At 60.2% G+C, this 17,742-nt stretch carries 23 protein-coding genes; 1 reads left to right on the forward strand and 22 read right to left on the reverse strand.

Annotated elements, in window-relative coordinates:
• The first annotated feature begins 114 nt into the window (after positions 1-114).
• Positions 115-2,877 (forward strand): AAA family ATPase, encoded by a 2,763-nt coding sequence (locus AD948_RS07275; RefSeq protein ID WP_061471334.1) that lies wholly within the window; start codon positions 115-117, stop codon positions 2,875-2,877.
• A gap of 128 nt (positions 2,878-3,005) precedes the next feature.
• On the opposite strand, the gene AD948_RS07280 is transcribed toward AD948_RS07275, so the two are convergent.
• The 22 genes from AD948_RS07280 to AD948_RS18385 all read right to left on the reverse strand — a co-directional run bounded on the left by AD948_RS07280 (position 3,006) and on the right by AD948_RS18385 (position 17,483).
• Positions 3,006-3,431 (reverse strand): CopG family transcriptional regulator, encoded by a 426-nt coding sequence (locus tag AD948_RS07280; RefSeq protein WP_211264451.1) that lies wholly within the window; start codon positions 3,429-3,431, stop codon positions 3,006-3,008.
• Between the two features lie 5 nt (positions 3,432-3,436).
• Entirely contained in the window at positions 3,437-5,419 is a 1,983-nt protein-coding gene (locus tag AD948_RS07285; RefSeq protein ID WP_061471336.1) for a conjugal transfer protein TraG, read from the reverse strand.
• A 43-nt stretch (positions 5,420-5,462) separates the two neighbouring features.
• Positions 5,463-5,789, reverse strand: a complete 327-nt coding sequence (locus tag AD948_RS18675; protein ID WP_248845956.1) for a hypothetical protein — start codon at positions 5,787-5,789, stop codon at positions 5,463-5,465.
• Positions 5,790-5,828: 39 nt separating this feature from the next.
• On the reverse strand, positions 5,829-6,122 hold the full coding sequence (locus tag AD948_RS07295) for a type II toxin-antitoxin system RelE/ParE family toxin (protein ID WP_061471338.1): 294 nt from the start codon (positions 6,120-6,122) through the stop codon (positions 5,829-5,831).
• Complete coding sequence (locus tag AD948_RS07300; protein WP_019086914.1) at positions 6,119-6,391, reverse strand: type II toxin-antitoxin system ParD family antitoxin; 273 nt, start codon at positions 6,389-6,391, stop codon at positions 6,119-6,121. The genes AD948_RS07295 and AD948_RS07300 overlap by 4 nt, the downstream gene beginning before the upstream one ends.
• An 89-nt stretch (positions 6,392-6,480) precedes the next feature.
• Complete coding sequence (locus AD948_RS07305; protein ID WP_061471339.1) at positions 6,481-8,235, reverse strand: relaxase/mobilization nuclease domain-containing protein; 1,755 nt, start codon at positions 8,233-8,235, stop codon at positions 6,481-6,483.
• Positions 8,236-8,481: 246 nt separating this feature from the next.
• On the reverse strand, positions 8,482-9,183 hold the full coding sequence (locus AD948_RS07310; protein ID WP_061471340.1) for a lytic transglycosylase domain-containing protein: 702 nt from the start codon (positions 9,181-9,183) through the stop codon (positions 8,482-8,484).
• A complete protein-coding gene (locus tag AD948_RS07315) occupies positions 9,170-9,508 on the reverse strand; it encodes a DUF736 domain-containing protein (protein WP_061471341.1) in 339 nt (112 codons plus the stop codon). The genes AD948_RS07310 and AD948_RS07315 overlap by 14 nt, the downstream gene beginning before the upstream one ends.
• A 7-nt stretch (positions 9,509-9,515) precedes the next feature.
• Positions 9,516-10,052: a S26 family signal peptidase gene (locus tag AD948_RS07320; protein WP_061471342.1), complete on the reverse strand. Its 537-nt coding sequence runs from the start codon at positions 10,050-10,052 to the stop codon at positions 9,516-9,518.
• Entirely contained in the window at positions 10,049-10,513 is a 465-nt protein-coding gene (locus tag AD948_RS07325) for a DUF2840 domain-containing protein (protein WP_061471343.1), read from the reverse strand. Before AD948_RS07325 ends, AD948_RS07320 begins: the two co-directional genes overlap by 4 nt.
• Positions 10,510-10,752: a ribbon-helix-helix protein gene (locus tag AD948_RS07330; protein ID WP_061471344.1), complete on the reverse strand. Its 243-nt coding sequence runs from the start codon at positions 10,750-10,752 to the stop codon at positions 10,510-10,512. Before AD948_RS07330 ends, AD948_RS07325 begins: the two co-directional genes overlap by 4 nt.
• Entirely contained in the window at positions 10,749-10,934 is a 186-nt protein-coding gene (locus tag AD948_RS07335) for a hypothetical protein (protein ID WP_061471345.1), read from the reverse strand. Before AD948_RS07335 ends, AD948_RS07330 begins: the two co-directional genes overlap by 4 nt.
• Positions 10,931-11,569, reverse strand: coding sequence for a ParA family partition ATPase (parA, locus tag AD948_RS07340; RefSeq protein WP_061471346.1), 639 nt, complete (start codon positions 11,567-11,569; stop codon positions 10,931-10,933). The genes AD948_RS07335 and parA overlap by 4 nt, the downstream gene beginning before the upstream one ends.
• The gene (locus AD948_RS07345) at positions 11,566-12,621 is read right to left on the reverse strand and encodes a replication initiator protein A (RefSeq protein ID WP_061471347.1); all 1,056 of its coding nucleotides are present in this window, start codon (positions 12,619-12,621) and stop codon (positions 11,566-11,568) included. Before AD948_RS07345 ends, parA begins: the two co-directional genes overlap by 4 nt.
• Positions 12,621-12,914 (reverse strand): helix-turn-helix transcriptional regulator, encoded by a 294-nt coding sequence (locus tag AD948_RS07350; RefSeq protein ID WP_018307952.1) that lies wholly within the window; start codon positions 12,912-12,914, stop codon positions 12,621-12,623. Before AD948_RS07350 ends, AD948_RS07345 begins: the two co-directional genes overlap by 1 nt.
• Before the next feature lie 227 nt (positions 12,915-13,141).
• Positions 13,142-14,146: a type II toxin-antitoxin system VapC family toxin gene (locus AD948_RS18145; protein WP_156478978.1), complete on the reverse strand. Its 1,005-nt coding sequence runs from the start codon at positions 14,144-14,146 to the stop codon at positions 13,142-13,144.
• 193 nt (positions 14,147-14,339) lie between these two features.
• Positions 14,340-15,590, reverse strand: a complete 1,251-nt coding sequence (locus AD948_RS07360; RefSeq protein WP_061471353.1) for a cation:proton antiporter — start codon at positions 15,588-15,590, stop codon at positions 14,340-14,342.
• A gap of 109 nt (positions 15,591-15,699) precedes the next feature.
• Complete coding sequence (locus tag AD948_RS07365; RefSeq protein ID WP_061471349.1) at positions 15,700-16,116, reverse strand: DUF2285 domain-containing protein; 417 nt, start codon at positions 16,114-16,116, stop codon at positions 15,700-15,702.
• 49 nt (positions 16,117-16,165) lie between these two features.
• Complete coding sequence (locus tag AD948_RS18680; protein ID WP_244985112.1) at positions 16,166-16,465, reverse strand: transcriptional regulator domain-containing protein; 300 nt, start codon at positions 16,463-16,465, stop codon at positions 16,166-16,168.
• Positions 16,466-16,597: 132 nt separating this feature from the next.
• The gene (locus AD948_RS07370; protein WP_061471350.1) at positions 16,598-16,876 is read right to left on the reverse strand and encodes a DNA -binding domain-containing protein; all 279 of its coding nucleotides are present in this window, start codon (positions 16,874-16,876) and stop codon (positions 16,598-16,600) included.
• 11 nt (positions 16,877-16,887) lie between these two features.
• Positions 16,888-17,115 carry an XRE family transcriptional regulator gene (locus AD948_RS07375; protein ID WP_456303760.1) on the reverse strand — a complete coding sequence of 76 codons (228 nt, stop codon included), beginning with the start codon at positions 17,113-17,115 and terminating at the stop codon, positions 16,888-16,890.
• Positions 17,116-17,330: 215 nt separating this feature from the next.
• Positions 17,331-17,483, reverse strand: coding sequence for a hypothetical protein (locus tag AD948_RS18385; RefSeq protein ID WP_169797395.1), 153 nt, complete (start codon positions 17,481-17,483; stop codon positions 17,331-17,333).
• Positions 17,484-17,742: the final 259 nt, after the last annotated feature.

Genomic DNA, 17,742 nt, shown 5'->3' on the forward strand with positions numbered 1-17,742 from the left:
CTAAATTAATTTAGTAATATTATCCAAAGTTACTAGTCGTTCTCTGATATGTATCATGGAACATAAACGGATGGATCCAGCATACTGCCAAATCTTCAGGAAATTAAAGATATTATGACAGCAAGAGAAAACACTTTTGAATTCAACGAGAATGCAAATCTTGAAGAAAATCTATCTGCATTCAAAAGCCATATCAGCCAACTGGATGCGGCGCTTGCCGCATATCTATGTGACCGCTTTTCGCTCTTTCTCGATAGAAATTACAAAATCGAGGAGATATGGGATCGATTACTCGACATCTGCGTCACACCTCCTGCAGCGGAAGCCGTTGGCGCGGTTCATGAGCAAACCGCAGCAGCAAACCCCAATACGGCAACGATCGTGCAATCTTTGCCCACTCCGTCCCCAACCGTAACAGGTTGGCTCCTTGAAGGCGTCTCAATCGAGGGGTTCAGAGGTGTGAACAACGAAGGGCAACCGCTCGAACTCAAATTTCATCCCACCAAAGTCAGCAGCATTTCCGCAGTCAACGGTGTTGGAAAAACGTCTGTTTATGATGCGGTGCGCTATGCGATTACTGGAAAATTACCTTGGCTCGATGACCTTCCTGCTACCGAACGGGACAAAGATTATTACCAGAACCGCTTTCATTCTGCCGGACAATCAACCATCAAGCTTCAACTTGTAGCTGAGCCGGGCTCCGAAAAGTGCGAGATCACTGTAACTCGGAGCTCGTTGGGGCATCGCACAGTTAATGCCCCAGCACCGTGGGTCGCGACAGCTATACTCGCTGGACTCAATCGTGAGTTCGTATTTCTTGATGGTCCGACATTTCAGAAATTCATTGAGGCTGCGCCGCTGGCTCGCGGGCGTACTTTCTCTGGGCTTCTCGGCCTATCTGCATACAGCGACCTTCGCCAAGAACTGGCGAGTTTGGCAAACACTCGCGCCTTCAACAGCCATTTCGACATCACTGCTCATAAACAAGTAAAAATCCGTGACGAACGGACAGTAAGCGAGTTATCAACGGCAATAGCTAACGACTACGAGACACTGGTTGGCACCCCCATCGGAATATTGAATACGATGACTGCCAAAGAAAAGTGCAAGGAAGCGTTGAGTCAGATCGCGCCGATCAAACTCGTGTGTCAGGAAACGGCATTCGATAGCATCGACATTGATGCCTGTATTGACGCCATCAAAGATGCTGAGGGAGGACCGAAGCGCGAACGGCTCGGCACCTGTATTCGCGAACGTGGAAGCCTCGCAAAGATCAATCACGACGCTCCCGACGTGGCACGTGCCGAGTTGTTGGTTACTCGCGCGGCTGAGCGTGCAGAGGCATTGGAAAGAACCGCTGGCGACTTGATGCTCCAGCTTTATCAAGCCGGTACAAATGTTCTCGAAAGTGGACAGTGGGAGGACATGCACCTATGCCCGCTCTGTGATGGAGAGTCACCCCATAGCCTGAAAGAACACGTCGCCTTCAAGCTTTCCGAATTTGAAGCCCTCGACAAAGCGACCGCCTTTCTTGCGGTCGAATGGAACGAAGCCGGGTGGACAGAGCTACTACAGTTAGAAGCAGTTGTTGAGACGGCCCCAGAAAAACGCCTGTTCGCACAGCTTCACGCCCGTGCCGGATCTGGCACAATTACACGGACTGAAGCAGAGACTTTAGTGCTTCACTTGGCAACGTTGCGTACGAGAGCAAAAGAGCTTGATAAACAGCTCGGCATGGAGCAAGCCCAACTCGAAAAGGAACTGCCGCCGTCATCGGTGGAAGTTACCAAGAAAGTGGAGACCGCTCGACGCCTGCAAGAGAATTGGAAAAAGCTCAATCTGTCACAGAAGGCGATAATTGATGAACAAGCGAGGGAAGATTACATTGACCGGATAAGGACTTTCTTGAAGGCATCTTCCCGTGTTTTTGCAACAGCTGAGGCTGAAATGAGCAGCGCCCGACTTGCTGCAGTTGAACCCATCTTCAAAAGCTATTTCAAGAAAATGTCGTTCTATGGCGTCGAGCCAGCCGTCTCCAAGAAAACGAACAGTGAGGAACTCCGCATTAATCTCGCTCAGTTCCATGGGCTGGCGAACGTCTCTCCGCAGGCGCTCCTCTCCGAGAGCTTTCGGAACGCTTTCGCGATATCACTCTATCTGGCTGCTGCCTCACTCTATGGCGGTCTGCCAAAATTCATCCTGCTCGACGACGTGACGTCAAGCTTTGACGCTGGTCATCAGAATTTTCTTGTTGAACTCATCAGGACGACGTTCGCACGGCCCAGCAACGCCGCAGGCCCACAGGTCATACTTTTGAGCCATGACACCATGCTCGAGAAACTTTTCAACAAGCACACTGGGACAGGAACATGGTGGCATCAACGAATAGAAGGAGCGCCCCAAGTAGCCGTTCTTCCGCAAGCCGGAGCGGTCAATAAGGTCCGGGACCGTACAATATCGATGCTTCAAGCGGGACAAGTTGATTTTGCCAAGGAAGGGGTGCGGCAATACCTAGAGTACCGGTTAAGTGATCTGATCAGCAAACTCCGGATCCCGGTGCCAGTCGATATCGCCTTTAACGACGATAAACACCTGTCACATGAATTTCTGAAAGCGATCGAAGCTGCAGTCAAGCTGCGCAAGGCAGCTAATATGCTCACGCTAGATGCTGCGCAGGAAGTTGGTCTTAACACCAATATGATAACGATTGTCTCAAATTTCCTAAGTCATTGGGGTACTGGTCAAACTGCAGCGTTCTCCGGCCCATCCTTGCTTGGCGTGATGCAAGCCATTGACGATTATTGTGATTGCTTCACCTTCGAACCTGCGCCTGGTGCACCCCGGCGATATTATAAAACGCTATCTCAGCGACAGTGAGGCCCACGAGCGAAAGCTTACAGAAAATTGAACAGGACTTACGGTGGCAACTTTTCTTAATTCATTTCTCCAAATCAGGTGGCAAGCTGGCCAATCCATGCCAACAATGTAGAAGCTGCTCTGTTGGGTTAGGTATCACGCCACTCCGCAACAGATCCGATATCCAGCCTCACCTCATCATCCAGCATTTTCCCTCTGGCGAGCCTGCGTCCCACGGCTTCGATGAAGCCGTCATACCGCTCCCGCCCCTTGCTTTGCGCCGCAGCCAAAGCCGCGTCGGGCAGCGGCGGCGTGCTGGTCAGCCAGAACCGCACGAACACAGCCAGTGACTCATTTGAGATCGTAACCCGGCGCTCCATTCGCTCCAACTGGCGCGTCATCCGGTCCAGTCGCCGGGCCAGCGCGGCTTCAAGTCGCTCTGGCCCGTCCGGCGACAGGAACGACGCCAACGCCGTCTCAACGATCAGTGCCTGAGGCACCTTCTTGCGGGCAGCGTAATCGGCTAATTTTGCGCTGAGATCGGCCGACAGCCGAATCGTGTGCTTGATCCGCATGGCAGTCATAGCCCCATCCGATCATCAGGATCGAGCGAAACCTGACGCGCGAGACCCCGTTCACCGCGCCGCAAGGTCTGTGCCCGCTTCGCATCGTCCTCGGGTTCATCCTCCGGCGGATCAAATTCATGCACCGGCTTCCTCGGTGCCTGCACCACCTCTTCCTGTTCCGGCAGCTCCGGCTCACGGCGGATGCCGGCATTGGCGGGATCATCATCCGCATTGCCGGCAGGCGGCGGCTGGACCACATCAGCCCAGTCCCCTTGCGGCTGCGGTCCGATGGGCGGCGTTCCTTCGGGGGCCGAAGGAGGCTCGAACCGGGGTGGCGGCAGGATGCGCGCGGCGAGTTCAGCATCCTCAAAATACCGCGCCTTGCGCGCCCGGATCGGCGGGCAGCCGGAAACCAGCACCAGTTCGTCGTCAGGCGGAAGCTGCATGATCTCGCCGGGCGTCAGCAAGGGCCGCGCCGTCTCATGCCGCGTCACCATGAGATGCCCGAGCCACGGTGACAGCCGGTGCCCCGCGTAGTTTTTCGCATCCCGGATCTCGGTCGCGGTGCCGAGCGCATCGGAAACCCGCTTGGCGGTCCGCTCGTCGTTGGTCGCGAAACTGACCCGGACATGGCAGTTGTCGAGGATCGAATTGTTCTGCCCGTAGGCTTTCTCGATCTGGTTCAGGCTCTGTCCAATCAGGAAGCTCTTGATCCCATAGCCTGCCATGAAGGCCAGCGCACTCTCGAAGAAATCCAGCCGCCCCAGCGCCGGGAATTCATCGAGCATCAATAGTAGTCGATGACGCCGCTTCGCCTCCAGTTCCTCGGTCAGCCGGCGGCCGATCTGGTTCAGCACCAGCCGCACCAGCGGCTTGGTGCGGCTGATATCCGATGGGGGTACCACCAGATACAGCGTCGCCGGATGGGTGCCGGCGACAAGGTCCCGGATCCGCCAGTCGCAGCGCCGGGTCACATGCGCCACCACCGGATCGCGATACAGACCGAGAAACGACATGGCGGTGGACAGCACGCCCGAGCGTTCATTGTCGCTCTTGTTCAGCAGTTCCCGCGCCGAGCTGGCGACCACCTGATGGACACCTTTTTTGCCAAGATGCGGCGTGGTCATCATGGCGCGCAGGGTGGTCTCGATCGCGCGCTTCGGGTCGGACAGGAAATTGGCGACCCCGGCCAGGGTCTTGTCCTCCTCGGCGTAGAGGACATGCAGGATGGTGCCGACCAGCAGCGCGTGACTGGTCTTCTCCCAATGATTGCGCTTCTCCAGTGCGCCTTCGGGATCGACCAGCACGTCGGCGATGTTCTGCACGTCGCGGACTTCGCGCTCACCGCGCCGGACTTCCAGCAGCGGATTGTAAGCGGCACTGGCGAGATTGGTCGGATCGAACAGCAGCACACGGCCGAAGCGGGAGCGCCAGCCGGCGGTCAATGTCCAGTTCTCGCCCTTGATGTCATGGACGATCGCCGAGCCCGGCCAGGTCAGCAGGGTCGGCACCACCAGACCCACGCCCTTGCCCGAGCGGGTCGGCGCGAAGCAGAGCACATGCTCCGGTCCATCATGGCGGAGATAGGCATCGGCCGAGCGGCCCAGCACCACGCCATCGGGGGCGAGCAGCCCCGCCCGACGGATCTCACGCGGATCGGCCCAGTGCGCCGAACCGTAGGTGGTGGCGCGTTTCTTGTCCCTAGCGCGCCAGACGGACAGCATGATCGCGACGATCACGGCGACAATCCCACCCGACCCCGCGATGTAACCGCCGGTGGTGAAGATGTCCGGAGCATAGGCGTCATAGGCGAACCACCACCAGAAGAACTCCGGAGGGTAATAGACCGGCCAGCCAAGCAGCGTGACCCACGGGGTACCAAGCTGCGGCTGGAAGCCGAGCCGCCAGGCAGTCCACTGGGTCGCGGCCCAGGTAAAGGCGAGGATCACGGTGCTGACGGCGCACACCGATCCCCAGAGGATCTTGGTCTGGTTCATGACAGGAACCGACCAGACGGCTCGATTTCCCGATACTCAAGGCCTAATTGAAATGCGTCGGGTCGCTGGACGGGAGCGGATAATAAACGGACGGTTTCCGGACGACCTTCACGGCGGCAAGAATATCGAGAATCGTGCGCTTGCTGACGCCGCTTTGCTCGCCCTGTTCCAGCAACTCGACAAGCGTGCGCTCGTCTTGATGATTGGCTGGATAGCAGAACGATGCCGCCTTATTTCGTCTTGTCATGCTGGGAAACTCCGATCGCCTTGTCGTCGCATGTGGAGAAGAACCCGGTACGGTAAAGATGCCTCCACCTGATAATCGCACCCACACTCTGATCGTCGTGATGGCATCGAAGTTCATCGTCATTGACGACCGCTGCACGCGATCTCACGGGAGGCCCTGACTTTACGAGTCAAATATCTGCGGCAGATCCCGTGCGCCATGAAGCACGCGGACGATGCGTACCTCATCGACCAGTTCACGGAAGAACAGCAGATAGCGGCCGTGAACAATGACCCTCAATCCGGGACTGATCTCATCGCGTGCCGGAAAGCTCCTCGGATGCTGCGCTGCGGTGACAGCCTTCGCTTCCAGTTCGGCAACGAAGCTCATGGCCCGCTCGGGATTGTCCTCGGCGATATAGAGCGCGATCTCCAGAAGGTCGGCACGCGCGGCCGGAGCGAAGCCGAGCCGTTTCATCCCTGTGCCCGGCGACGGGCGATCACGTCCCGCAATTCGGCGAAGACGGTCTCGGCCGGGATGCTCGACCCGCTCTCATCACCAAGCCGGATCGCCTCCCGCAGGGCATCGAGATCGCGACGGTCGGTATCACGTCGGCGCATCCATTCGCGCAACGCCTCGCGCACCACCTCGCTGGTCGAGGCATATTCGCCACCGTCGACGGACTGGCGCAGGATCGCGGCCATTTCGGACGGCACGGTGATGGTCATACGTTCAATCGTGGACATGAGACGGCTCCTTTCAGACGAGCATACTTCATCATACTTATGAAGCATCTACTTTGTCAGCCGAAAATCCGCAGGCGGGCCACCCGACGTCAAATCCCGAGCCCGCGCTTCCGCCCGAAATTCCAGTCCACCGCTCCGCCCGGCGACAGCGTGCCGGAAACCTGCCGTCCAAGCTTCTGCTCCAGCGCCGGGCGCCACGGCACAAGCTGGAAGCCCAGCCCGTCATCGACCATGGCAAACCGACCCGAAGACAGGACTACCCGCTGGCGATAAACCCCCGAGACGATCTCGCCTTCCTTCGCGGGCCGGTGTTCCAGCCCGGTCTGCGCCGCGAGCCCGGCCGCCGCCTGATCGAGATCGCGCTGGCGCAGGGTACCGATCAGGTCGGGTGCGAACACCACGCGCTCGCCCTGCTGCCGGGCCAGCCCCTCGGAGGCCAGATGGTCGATCCGTTGCGCCATCGCCGCGCGGACCTCCGCGCCGAAGCCCGCATTGGCCAGTGCCGGCTCTTTGGCGAGTAACTGGCGATCGAGCCAGGTTGCACCGGGTGCCGTCACCTGCTCAGCCAGCGTGAAATCCGACCGGGTCGCCAGCGACAGGCGCTGCGTGCCTTTGGCATCCTCCCAAGCTCGGGTCTCGACGATCGCACCGGTACTGGCATCGCCAGTCAGGTCCAGATCGGGGAAGCGGAGATGATGCGTCCGCCCGTCGGTGCCGGCGATGACCACGTAGCCGGAGCCCTTCAACTCGTCATCCAGTCCGCGCTCGACCAGCCGGCCGATGACGGGATCGGCCGGCGCCTCGCCGTGGATCGCGAAGCCCGCCACATCGGGTTCCATCCCGCCGCCGGACATGGCACGGTGCATGGTCCTGATGATGTCGCCCCGGATGGAGAGATCGCGCAGCGTCGCCTCCAGCCCCGGCTTGAGGGTCCAGCGCGCCACCCCGACCGGTTCGGCGAGACCGAGCCCTTCCAGCTTGGTCGCCCGGCCGACCAGCAGGCGGCGCAGTTCCGGATCTTCTGCACCCGCGCCCGGCCGCAGATCGACGATGCCGCCGCCCTCGTCGCTGATCTCCTGCATCGCCCGGTCGAGGCTGGTCCAGCGGTCGGCACCGATCTCGATCTCCAGGGCGGTGCGGATTTCGTGCTCGCTGCGCGGGCCAAGCTCCATCGTCACCCGTTCGGCGGCGCGGTCGCGCAGGCCCTGGCTGATATAGGCGCGGCTGATCACCAGATCCCTGCCGTCATCGGCCGCGCCGCGCACCAGGATATGGACGTGCGGATTGTCAGTGTTCCAGTGATCCACCCCGACCCAGTCCAGCCTTGTGCCGAGGTCGCGTTCCATGTCCTGCATCAGCTCGCGCGCAAAACCCCGCAGGTCTTCCATCCGCGCCGCATCCTCGGGCGAGACGATGAAGCGGAAATGATGACGGTCGTCTTCGCAGCGTTCCGCGAAGTCCTTGCTGTCCGCTTCGTCGGACCCAGCATCGAACAGATGGGCCTTGGCACCGTCGCGGGTGACGCCCTCGCGCCTGAGATAGGCGATGTGCCGGGCGAGCGGCGCCGAGCGAAACCGCGTACCCTGTTGGCGCACGACCCGCGCCTTGACCACGACGCGACGGGCGTTGCTGCGCAGCCGCATGGACAGCGCCGCACGTCGACCGCGTCCGAAGCGGGAACCACCGCCGCCTCCCCTGCCCTTCGCGCCGAAGCGGGTGCCGGTATGACCGGCCTTCTTCGCGGCCCGCATGACCTCGCCGACGAAGGATTTCGGTCGCGCCCTCCAATTGCCATGCTGGATGCGTCCGGGCCGGACAGTCAGGCTGTCATCGCGCGTCGCCATGGCCTGCTCCCCGCTTCGATGTGCGCCTGACGGCGCCCGGATCGTTGAAAACATTGTAGAAAATGGACAAAGAGCCGCAGGCGGTGCGTGATGACAGGGAAAATTCTCCAATCAAAACAACCACATGCAGCCCCGAATGGGCGCTACTTTTACCTTGCCGTCCTTCCCTCCGTTGCCTGTCTCCCCTCGGCACCCCATCCCCGAGGCACCCACAGCCCGCCAACGCCCGATGAACCGGAACGAGGGTCATCGACGTGCTTCCCCATGCCCTGAGGCGATGAACAGACCGGCCGACTGCGGTGCGAGCGCCGTCCAGTCTGTCGGGCGAGCGTCGTCGGCATGCACCGGATCGTGCGCGCTCTCGCCATGCCGAGGGGCATTTTCTGCGCGCAGGAATGACGCCGGAAAGAGGGAGGAATCCTGCCAGGATGATGCCGCCAAAGTGCTGATCACGATGTCATCGGCAAGCGGCAGAGCCAGCCGTGCGCTGACCGATGCAACGTAATTCCGCGTCTCGGAAGGCAGCGGTCGGCCGGTCGTCAGATGCTCATCATAGCGCGCGGGACCGGCATTATAGGCGGCAAGAAACCCGGCCTCGCCGTAGCGGTCCCGCATCCAGCGCAGATAGGTCGCACCCGCCAGGATGTTGTCGTGCGGGTCGAACGGATCGTCGCCGAGGCCGAGCGACGTACGCAAGCTGGCCCATGTTCCGGGCATCACCTGCATGAGCCCCATCGCACCTGCCGACGACACGGCATGCGCATCGCCTCTGCTCTCGGTATGCAGGACGGCAGCAATCCACGAGGCCGGAATCTGCGCACGTATGGCCGCCTCCGCGATCATGTCGGCGTATGGATCAGCGACCGCGATATGCCCCGGTATCGTCATGGACACGACGACCGGAAGCACGACACCGAACAGCCGGATCGCCGATTTACCGCCGGTCATCGCGCTTCACCGGGCGGCTCCAGACCAGATGAAAGGCACGGCCCTGACGGTCGGACTGGAACAGATTGGCGCGGATCGGCTGCGCCAGCATGGGGTCGTCGAGAACGAGCGAGAGGTAAGTGCCCGCCTTCTCGCCGGTGCGTTTCCAGCCTGCTCCGATCTCCGGTCCGGCATCGGCGTCACCGAGATGGACGCGATAGTCGGGCGCATGCTCGGCGTCCGACGATGTCGCCGGCACGATCGTCAGTTCGACGTCGAGGGCGAGCGTGCGCAGGCGACCGGCGAAGCCGTCAGCCGTGCGCGTAAAAGTTCCGATCTGAGCCATGTCAGCCTCATTTCTGTTTGGGGTTGGGAGAAATCGGTGACGCCATGAGCCACAGTGGCTGGGCACGGCCGAGCACCGCATCGACCGGAAGGACGCCGAAATAGCGGCCGTCGAGACTGGTCGGAACTGCCGGGTTCATGACGAAAATCTGGCCGGGCAAGACGTGTCGACAGCCCTGCCAGACCGGCAGCGGGCGACCGCGATGATCGCGGGTCAACGCATTACTGAGCGCCTTGCCGTCGACCGAAACGACGGCGCCATTCCGGCACACGACCTGTCCCGGCAGTGCCGCGACCGGCTTGAGCAACGGCACACCGAGCGGCAGATAGCCACCGCGCGCCAGCATTCCGGCGATGTCGGTGGGCGGTCGGATCGCGATCAGATCACCGACATGCAGGGGGCTTACCGATTGCAGGCGATACAGCCCGACCGGCGTGCTGGCGGTGGCGTTCCAGATCAGTCGGGGTGCCGGATGGATCACCACTGACGTGCCAGCACCGAGGATTGCGAAATAGGTGGTGAAGAACCAGCCGAAGCGCGTCATGACACCGCCCTCCGGCGGAGCCAGGCCTGATGGCGGTCGCGCGTGTAGGGGCGTGGTGCCTGCCCGGCGAGCATCCGATTGTGCAGATGCCGCCAATGCTCGGGGGCCACATCGACGGGGTCAATGGCGGTCGTCTCGATGCGGTCGATCGCTTCGAGCACCAGGCGGACCTTCGGCCAGCCGCTCTGGCGCAGTAGACTTTCGCCGCCGGGGCGCACGAACGGCACCGTCTGATAGGGCTCGCCGGGACGGGTGACGCGCACGATGTCAATGCAGGACACCACCGTGCCATAATCGTTCGCCGCCCAGCGCAGGAAGGCGAACACGGTGTTCGGCGGAAAGCTCAATATCCGCCGCCGACGATCGAGAATCTGCTCATGGGCGACAGAGCCGAAGCGGATCCAGTGCTCGATGCGCTTCTCGATCCAGGTCAGTTCGACATGGGCAAGCGTGTCGGTCATGGCGCATCTCCAGAGGTATCGGGGAACTCGCGGGCCAGCAGAGCGCGCAGCATGTCGGCGACCGTGATGCCGCGCTGGAACGCCGCGACCTTGAGGCGGGCACGGAGCGTCGGCGTGACGTCGATGGTCAGCCGGGCGGTAAAACGGTTGGTAGTTGCAGGATTTTTCGGCGTCCTGACCCAGCGTTCAGGATCGGCGGGACGCGCGGCGAAACCTGGCAGCGTGCGACGTCCCGTCATGGCGCGCTTCCTTCGCCGAGCGGCAACACGGAGGCGATGCGGTCGCGCGCCTTTGCCGACCAGTCCGCCATGCGCCGGTCCCAGGCGAGCGACGTATCGCCATAGGGCGGGTCGGCCATGATAATGTCATAGGTGCCGTGCCAGGGCATCAGGAGCGCACTGTCGCTGGTCAGGAGGGTCATGATACCAACCCCCTGATCTCGGCCGTCAGGGCGGCGATTTCGCGGGCGGCTATCCCTTGGGGGCGAAGATCGCACACAAGACGGCCGGAACGCGCAGCATCGGCAAAGGCAACGCGCTGGCCGATCCGTGCCGCCAGCGCCGCTGGCTCATGCCCCACCAGCGCCAGCCGCGTTTCGCGAGCGATGACCGTGCGTGCGGCGCAGCGGTTGAGCACGAAACGGGCCAGCAGGCCAGGACGGAATAGGCGCGCTTCTTCCAGCAACCGCAGCATCTCGGCCGAGGCCCAGCCGTCGAACGGCGAGGGCTGGGCAGGGATCAGCACCAGGTCGGCAGCCAACAGGGCGGAGCGCAGCAGTGCCGCCACCCGCGGTGGACCGTCGATGACGACGTGGTCCACCCCCTGAGCCAGTTGGGGCGCCTCGTGGTGAAGTGTGTCGCGTGCGAGGCCGATCACGCCGAACAGCCGGGGCAGTCCTTCCCGCGCGCGCTGCGCCGACCAGTCCAGCGCCGAGCCCTGCGGGTCAGCATCGATGACCGTCACGCGCCGGCCTTTCCGAGCCCATTGGCCCGCGAGATGCAGTGCCAGCGTCGTCTTGCCGACACCCCCTTTCTGGTTGAGGAAGGCCACGATCATGACCCCTCTCCGGGGCTTATCCACGGATCGGAAGGGGGGCCAACATCCTTAAAGTTAGACTCTTTTAAGTTAGATTCTAAGTTAAGGGTGCCATAACCGTTTGATTCAACGTTGTGATTCGGCGTTTTCCGCAAACGATAGCACGGATGCCGTGGCAGTGATGGCACGGATAAATCCACAACTGATAGCACGGATGAATTCACAGCCTGTCCACAGGTGCCTGTGGATAATTTGACAGGCGCAAAAGCCAGCGTGTCATTGCCGTTACGGTCGGGGCGCACCGACAGCCGATAGCCGGCAAAGGGCTGCCGTTTCGCCATCTCGCGCAGTTCGAAGGCAAAGCGCCGATAGGGGGAAAGGCTGGCGGATTTTTCGTAGAGATGGCGCAGGCCGAAGGCCCAGCCCGCGCGCTGGCGACCGCCATGCTTGCGCACGATGCGATAGAGCCAGCGCTCCAGACCGCCTGTGAGGTCAAAATAAGCCGGGTCGATGGTCAGCACGAGCGCGTCGTCGAGAACCGCCTGGTAGAACCAGTCGGGCAGGATCAATTCGATCACGCGGGTGCGCCCTTCCCGCGCGGTGTGTCGTTTCCATTCGTTGATCCAGGAAAAGCGGTGCAGTTGCCCCTTGCCGGTCTGCCGGAGCGAGGTCTTGATCGTGGTGGATTGCAGCCGGTCGAAGGCCGCTTCCAGCCGCTCATAATCCCGCGCACTGTCGCCCCGGCCGATGAATGTCAGGATCTCGCGCGGACTGGCCACCATCAGCCGCGACGTGCGCCGACCGGCGTCGCGCGCGGCAACGAGATGACTGGCGGCCCAGATCAGCACGTCGGCATCCCAGATCGTGGCCATGCCATGTTCGGCGGAAGCCTCGACCCGGATCGTGACATCCGGGGTCCGGTAATCGATCGGGACCATGCGAGGGGATTTGGCGAGGCTGAAGAACGGAAACGCCATCAGATCCTGCGCATCGCGAGGCGCAAAATCTCCCGCGATAGCGTGGAAGAGTTCCAGTTGCTCGCGCTCGGAGCGCGTTCTGCCCGTCGGGGACATCAGCGTCGGTTCCCGCGTGAGGTCGGCGATGTCGGCGGGATCAGCGGGCTTTGCCGCGCAGCAGCCGACACGGTGCCGGCGGTGGTGTCCGAGGTGTGGGCGCGTGCCCCGCTCTCGACCCAGGCCTGTAGTTCATCGACCCGGTAGACCACGCGGCCGCCGAGCTTCGAATAGCGCGGGCCGGTGCCGTAGATCCGGTGTTTTTCCAGGGTGCGAATGGAAAGCCCGACGAAGCGCGAAGCGTCGGGCGTGCGCAGATAGCGCGGCGGCAGGTCGCTGTAATTGGCGGACATGATGTGGCTCCGTGATCGCTGTCTGGGGCCGCAGGACAAATGCGGCCAGCAAGGATCAGCGTGGCGGAGCGGGTAGGTTCGGAACTAGGACCGATCTCGCAGAAGCATGAGATCGGTCCGTGACAGGTGAAAAATCACGGTATGCCTACCGCGAATATAAGTCATATTGGAAGTATTTAATAAATATAATTTATGAAAATAAATAACAATTCATTAAATTATTATATTTATAAATAACAATTATTTACGATATCCAAGGTCTCCTGGATACCAGACGATCCGCCTTGTACTATTCTTGCAATAGGAACTCCACATGGTGCATCATTCCTGACTCCATCAATGTTTCGTATAAAATTTTTATCTGCAGATATAACCAAGTCAGCTTCACAGAGATAGACGGACAACGCTGCATCAGCAGGCGTCCCAGGTGTTACTTTTTGTACGGACTGCAGCATTTCGAAAGCATAGTGTAACCAGAAGCATTTCATCTGTTTTTCATTGACTTCTCGCAACCAAAAACGATTCCACGATGCCAAAGAAAACTGCATCCGATCAAAATCAAGAAAAGGCGTTAACCATTCACCAAGAGGGTGTTCAGGATATGCCAGCGCTCTTGTTACAGAAGCCCACGAACGTATCCTCCAGCATTGAATAGGTTCATCTGTGATCCCTTCGGGCAAAGGGGCTGGAAATGTTCCCTCACAATTTTTGAGTGAACCAATATCACGAATGCCTTGCTCCTTACTTAGGCTTCGTTGATCAGCATAATCTTTCCTTGCCATTTCGAGTAAATTACGGGGCCATCCACCATCCTCCCGTAATGCATTTCTAAGTAATTCCGAACGATAACGTGCTCGCTCCCAGAATCCTCTGGTCTTTCGCGTCCAATCATAACGTAGCTGATGGAAGCGTTGAGTTTTGGGGTCATGACGGAGCCACTCGGGTCGCAATCGCTTAACTTCTGAAATAATTTCCTGAGATAAAGTGTAAGCCTCTGGCATTAGGCGTGTCCAAGTGGGCATAGTAAGTAACCTTACTAATCGACGACGATACTCATCAGCGGGGGTTGCTAGAGCTTCAAAAAGAATTAGTGGTGGAACGACAATAATATTATTGGTACGTTTAATAGCCCGGTGCAAATCAGGACCTACGTCAGCTTTAGCGAACTCACTCCAAATGTTTGTATCCAGCATGATGCGTATAGGTGATTTCCTATCAATCCGATTTGGCATGTTTAAATTTTCTCCTAATGTTAAAATCAAAACTATATTTTTAAATAAAGTATTTGTATGTTATACATTGTATTTCTCATTCATGTTCTTTCAGTAGACAACTAAATACTGGAAACGGAAAATCGACGCTCCATGGTAGCGCGACAACCACGTCGCATCATGTTGACCGAAGTGAAACAAGCGAAATTACCACTTAGACGGATGCCGGATAAAGCCTACGGGCAACCCGCTCCATGGTCAGTCCCTGCACGATGATGGTGAACACGACGACGCCGTAACAGACCGGCAACAACAGGTCGCGCAAGTCTCCGGGTGGCAATCCCAGTGCCAGCGAAACCGAGATGCCGCCACGCAGACCACCCCAGGTCAGGATCCCAAGAACCCGGCCCTGTTCCCATTGCCTGAGATGAACCGGAAGCGTTGAAAACAGCACGCTCAATGCCCGCACGGCAATGGACAGCGGGATCACGGCAAGTGTCGCCAGCACCGTAAACAGATGCAGCGTGATCTCCAGGATTTCAAAGCCGATCAGCATGAACAGCAGGACGTTCAGCACCTCGTCAATGAGTGTCCATGCGATATCGAGTTCCTTTCGGGATGCCTCATCGAAAACGGAATGGCTGTAGCTTGTTCCAAAGCACAGTCCCGCCACGACGACGGCAATCGCACCTGACATGCCAAGCTGGTTGGCGATGCTGAAGGTTCCGGTCGCCAGAGCCAGCGATGTCAGCAGATCGATATGCGGATCCCGCTGTCCTTTAAGCACACGGAGTGCGATCCATCCGGTCAGTGCGCCCAGCAGACCGCCACCAATCGCCTCACGGCAAAAGCTGAGAGCAACCTCTGAGGCGGTCACTCCCTGACTGTCCCCAGTTGCCAGTCCGATCGTGACACCGAAAATGACAACGCCCACGCCGTCATTGAACAGACTCTCTCCTGCAAAAACGGCCTGAAGCGGTCCGGGCAGTCCGAGACGTTTCAGCATTCCGACGACCGAAACCGGGTCGGTTGGTGCGAGAATGGCGCCAAGGACGATGCACCATGCAAAAGGAATGGCGTGGCCCAACAGGGGGAAGACGTACCATGCCGCGATCGCCAGAAAGGCAACGGCCAGAACGGTTCCCAAAACAGAGAGGGCGGCCACAGAGGCAAGCTTTGCGCGCAGATGTCCAACGTTTACCTGTGTGGCCCCGGCAAACAGAAGCAGGGACAGCGCGCCATTCAGAAGGGCCGTGGGGAGCTTGATCGCTCCGAGCACAGACCGTGGGAGAGCCTGAAGGTCATAGGCCGGTATCAATGGATTCAGGATCATGACCAGCAGGGAAGCCAGCAGTGAGAAGACCAGCACGCCGATCGTCACAGGAAGGCGAAACGTGTGGTGATTGAGAATGCTGAATCCTGCCGAGATGGTCAGAAGCAGAGCGAGGAGGCTGATGGTATCCATGCCTTCACCGCTGGCCGTTGCCGTCCCCCACGTCAAGAAAAACCGGATGCTGGCTGCTTCTCGAAAGTCTTGATTGTCTGTGAAGTGGCACACGAAAGGACGAGTCGTCCTATCGCCCCCGGAATGGATGCAACAGGAAACGCCGGTATTCTCCGTCGCGCAGCGCCCGCGCAAAACGTACCAGCCGTTTCATGCGGAAATGCAGATCGTGCGAAAGCCAGTCCCCAGCGGAAACCTCCCGACCGAACAGAACGCCGGCGATCTCGCGCTGCGATACCCCGCTGTCCAGACCGTCAAGCGTACGGAGCGCCAGGATCAGCCTGCGGATGCGATCGGATGACAGGCGGGCCGGATCACGACCGGGACGCCGATCTATCAGCACGCGCCAGAGCCGCAAGGCGGCCTGGACGCGTACCTCGAACAATGCGTCGAACGGCAGCAACACGCCGACCGGAGCCCCGTCAGGCGGCAGGACGTACAGGCGCAGGATCGTCTCCCCCCGCTCGACCAGCACTTCTTCCGCCATGTCGGGCGGCAGTCCTGCCCGGGCGAGGGAGAGCGGACGAGACGCCGCGTCAGCCAGTGCTGTCGGCAGGGGGGCAACCGCAATCACGGCCGGCGATACCGCAACAGTCCAGAGGGCGGTGCGTGGATCGAGGGTCGTGAGGACACTCTCGAAATCGCAACCCCCAGCGCCGGGCGAAGGCGTCGGCGTCTGACGTGGACAGCGCGGCCCGGCGCGCGGCGCGCTGAAGGGCGGCACGATCGCGGATAAAGTCCCGATTGCGACTGACAAACTGCAAGGCAAAGGCAGGGGCGTCGAGCGACCGCAGGCCCTCGTACGCGCCCGCCGACCGCCAGTTGGCGCGGCTCATGGCGTCGTCTCCGATGCGTAACGGGTGGGAACAGGGCAAGCACTTGCTCGCGAGAGTATGCCAGACCGTCCCGTTGCCCGCTACGCCCCGGTCCTGCAACAGGTCTTGCAGGTCACGCAACGATTCAGGATGTCAGTGGGGCGCACCGCCGCGCAGGAGATGCTGGTAGCCATGCTCGGTCATCCAGTGCGCCCGCGCCAGATGACTGTGCCAGCAGCGGTAGACGCCCTCGGGGTCAACTGTGGCGTCGCGGTGCAGCACGATGCGAGCCACCTCGCGCCAGTCGGCGCCATCGGCCTCGGCGTCCAGCAGGCGGAGATAGGTGATGAGGTGCTGTTCGTCATAGCCGGTGAGACAGGACGCTTCCGGGGCGCTGTCGGCGACGGACGGGTCGAGCGGGGGCTTCTGCATGATGGAGCCGATCAGGTCGGAGAACGAACGCGACGCACCCTAGCCTGCCGCGTTTCGGTGCCGGAAGTCTCGTGAAGAAACATGACGCCGCGTCCTTGTCCGGACTCGATGAACAGGATGCCCGCCGCTTCCAGCGCGCGGCGAACCTGATCGGCTGTGCCTTCGTGAACGCCGAGACCGCGTTCGGATTCAAGGCGCTTGAGCGCGGTCAATGCTACGAGGGCCTTTTCAGCAAGCATCTCCTGTGTCCAGTTCAGAAGTGCCCGTGCCGCCCTTACCTGTCGGCCTGTGATCATCCACGATCACATCCGACACGCGAGGCCAACACACCAGAAATACGACTATAATAGTCGCATTATGGATATTCAACACTATATCTTTCAGCAGGATGGCAAAAGCAGATCGGCGTCTGAATTTCCGATGGTACGGGCGATCATACGAAAAGACCCCCGCGCTATGCGGGGGCCGTCTCGTCGTGGCGCTCTGCCGCGCATCGGGAAAGTGCTTCTTTGAGTTCGCGCTCGATCTGCCGGCGCTCGCGGCGGCTCAGGTGAAAGCTGGTCAGTTCGGCGCGCAGCATCTGGATATGGTCGTAGTGCGTGGTCATCGTCCTGCTCCTTTCATTTCTTGAAGACAGGACGGACGGCTCATGCCGGGGCGGACCGGGTCAGGGATCGCCGCAGGCGACCGGCTCGCCGGCGCGTGGGGGAGCCGATTTTGTTCGGCGTGCCCGAAGGGTGCGTCGGGCAAAATTGGGGGGACCATGCGTCCTTGACGCGGTGCGCCCTCGCGCATGGTACAATGGGAAGGCTGAGGGGAAGCCTCGTGTTCCTCCTGCCTTCCACGTCAGGCAACCAGCGCTGCCG

The organism is Acetobacter senegalensis (assembly GCF_001580995.1).
GTDB lineage: Bacteria > Pseudomonadota > Alphaproteobacteria > Acetobacterales > Acetobacteraceae > Acetobacter > Acetobacter senegalensis.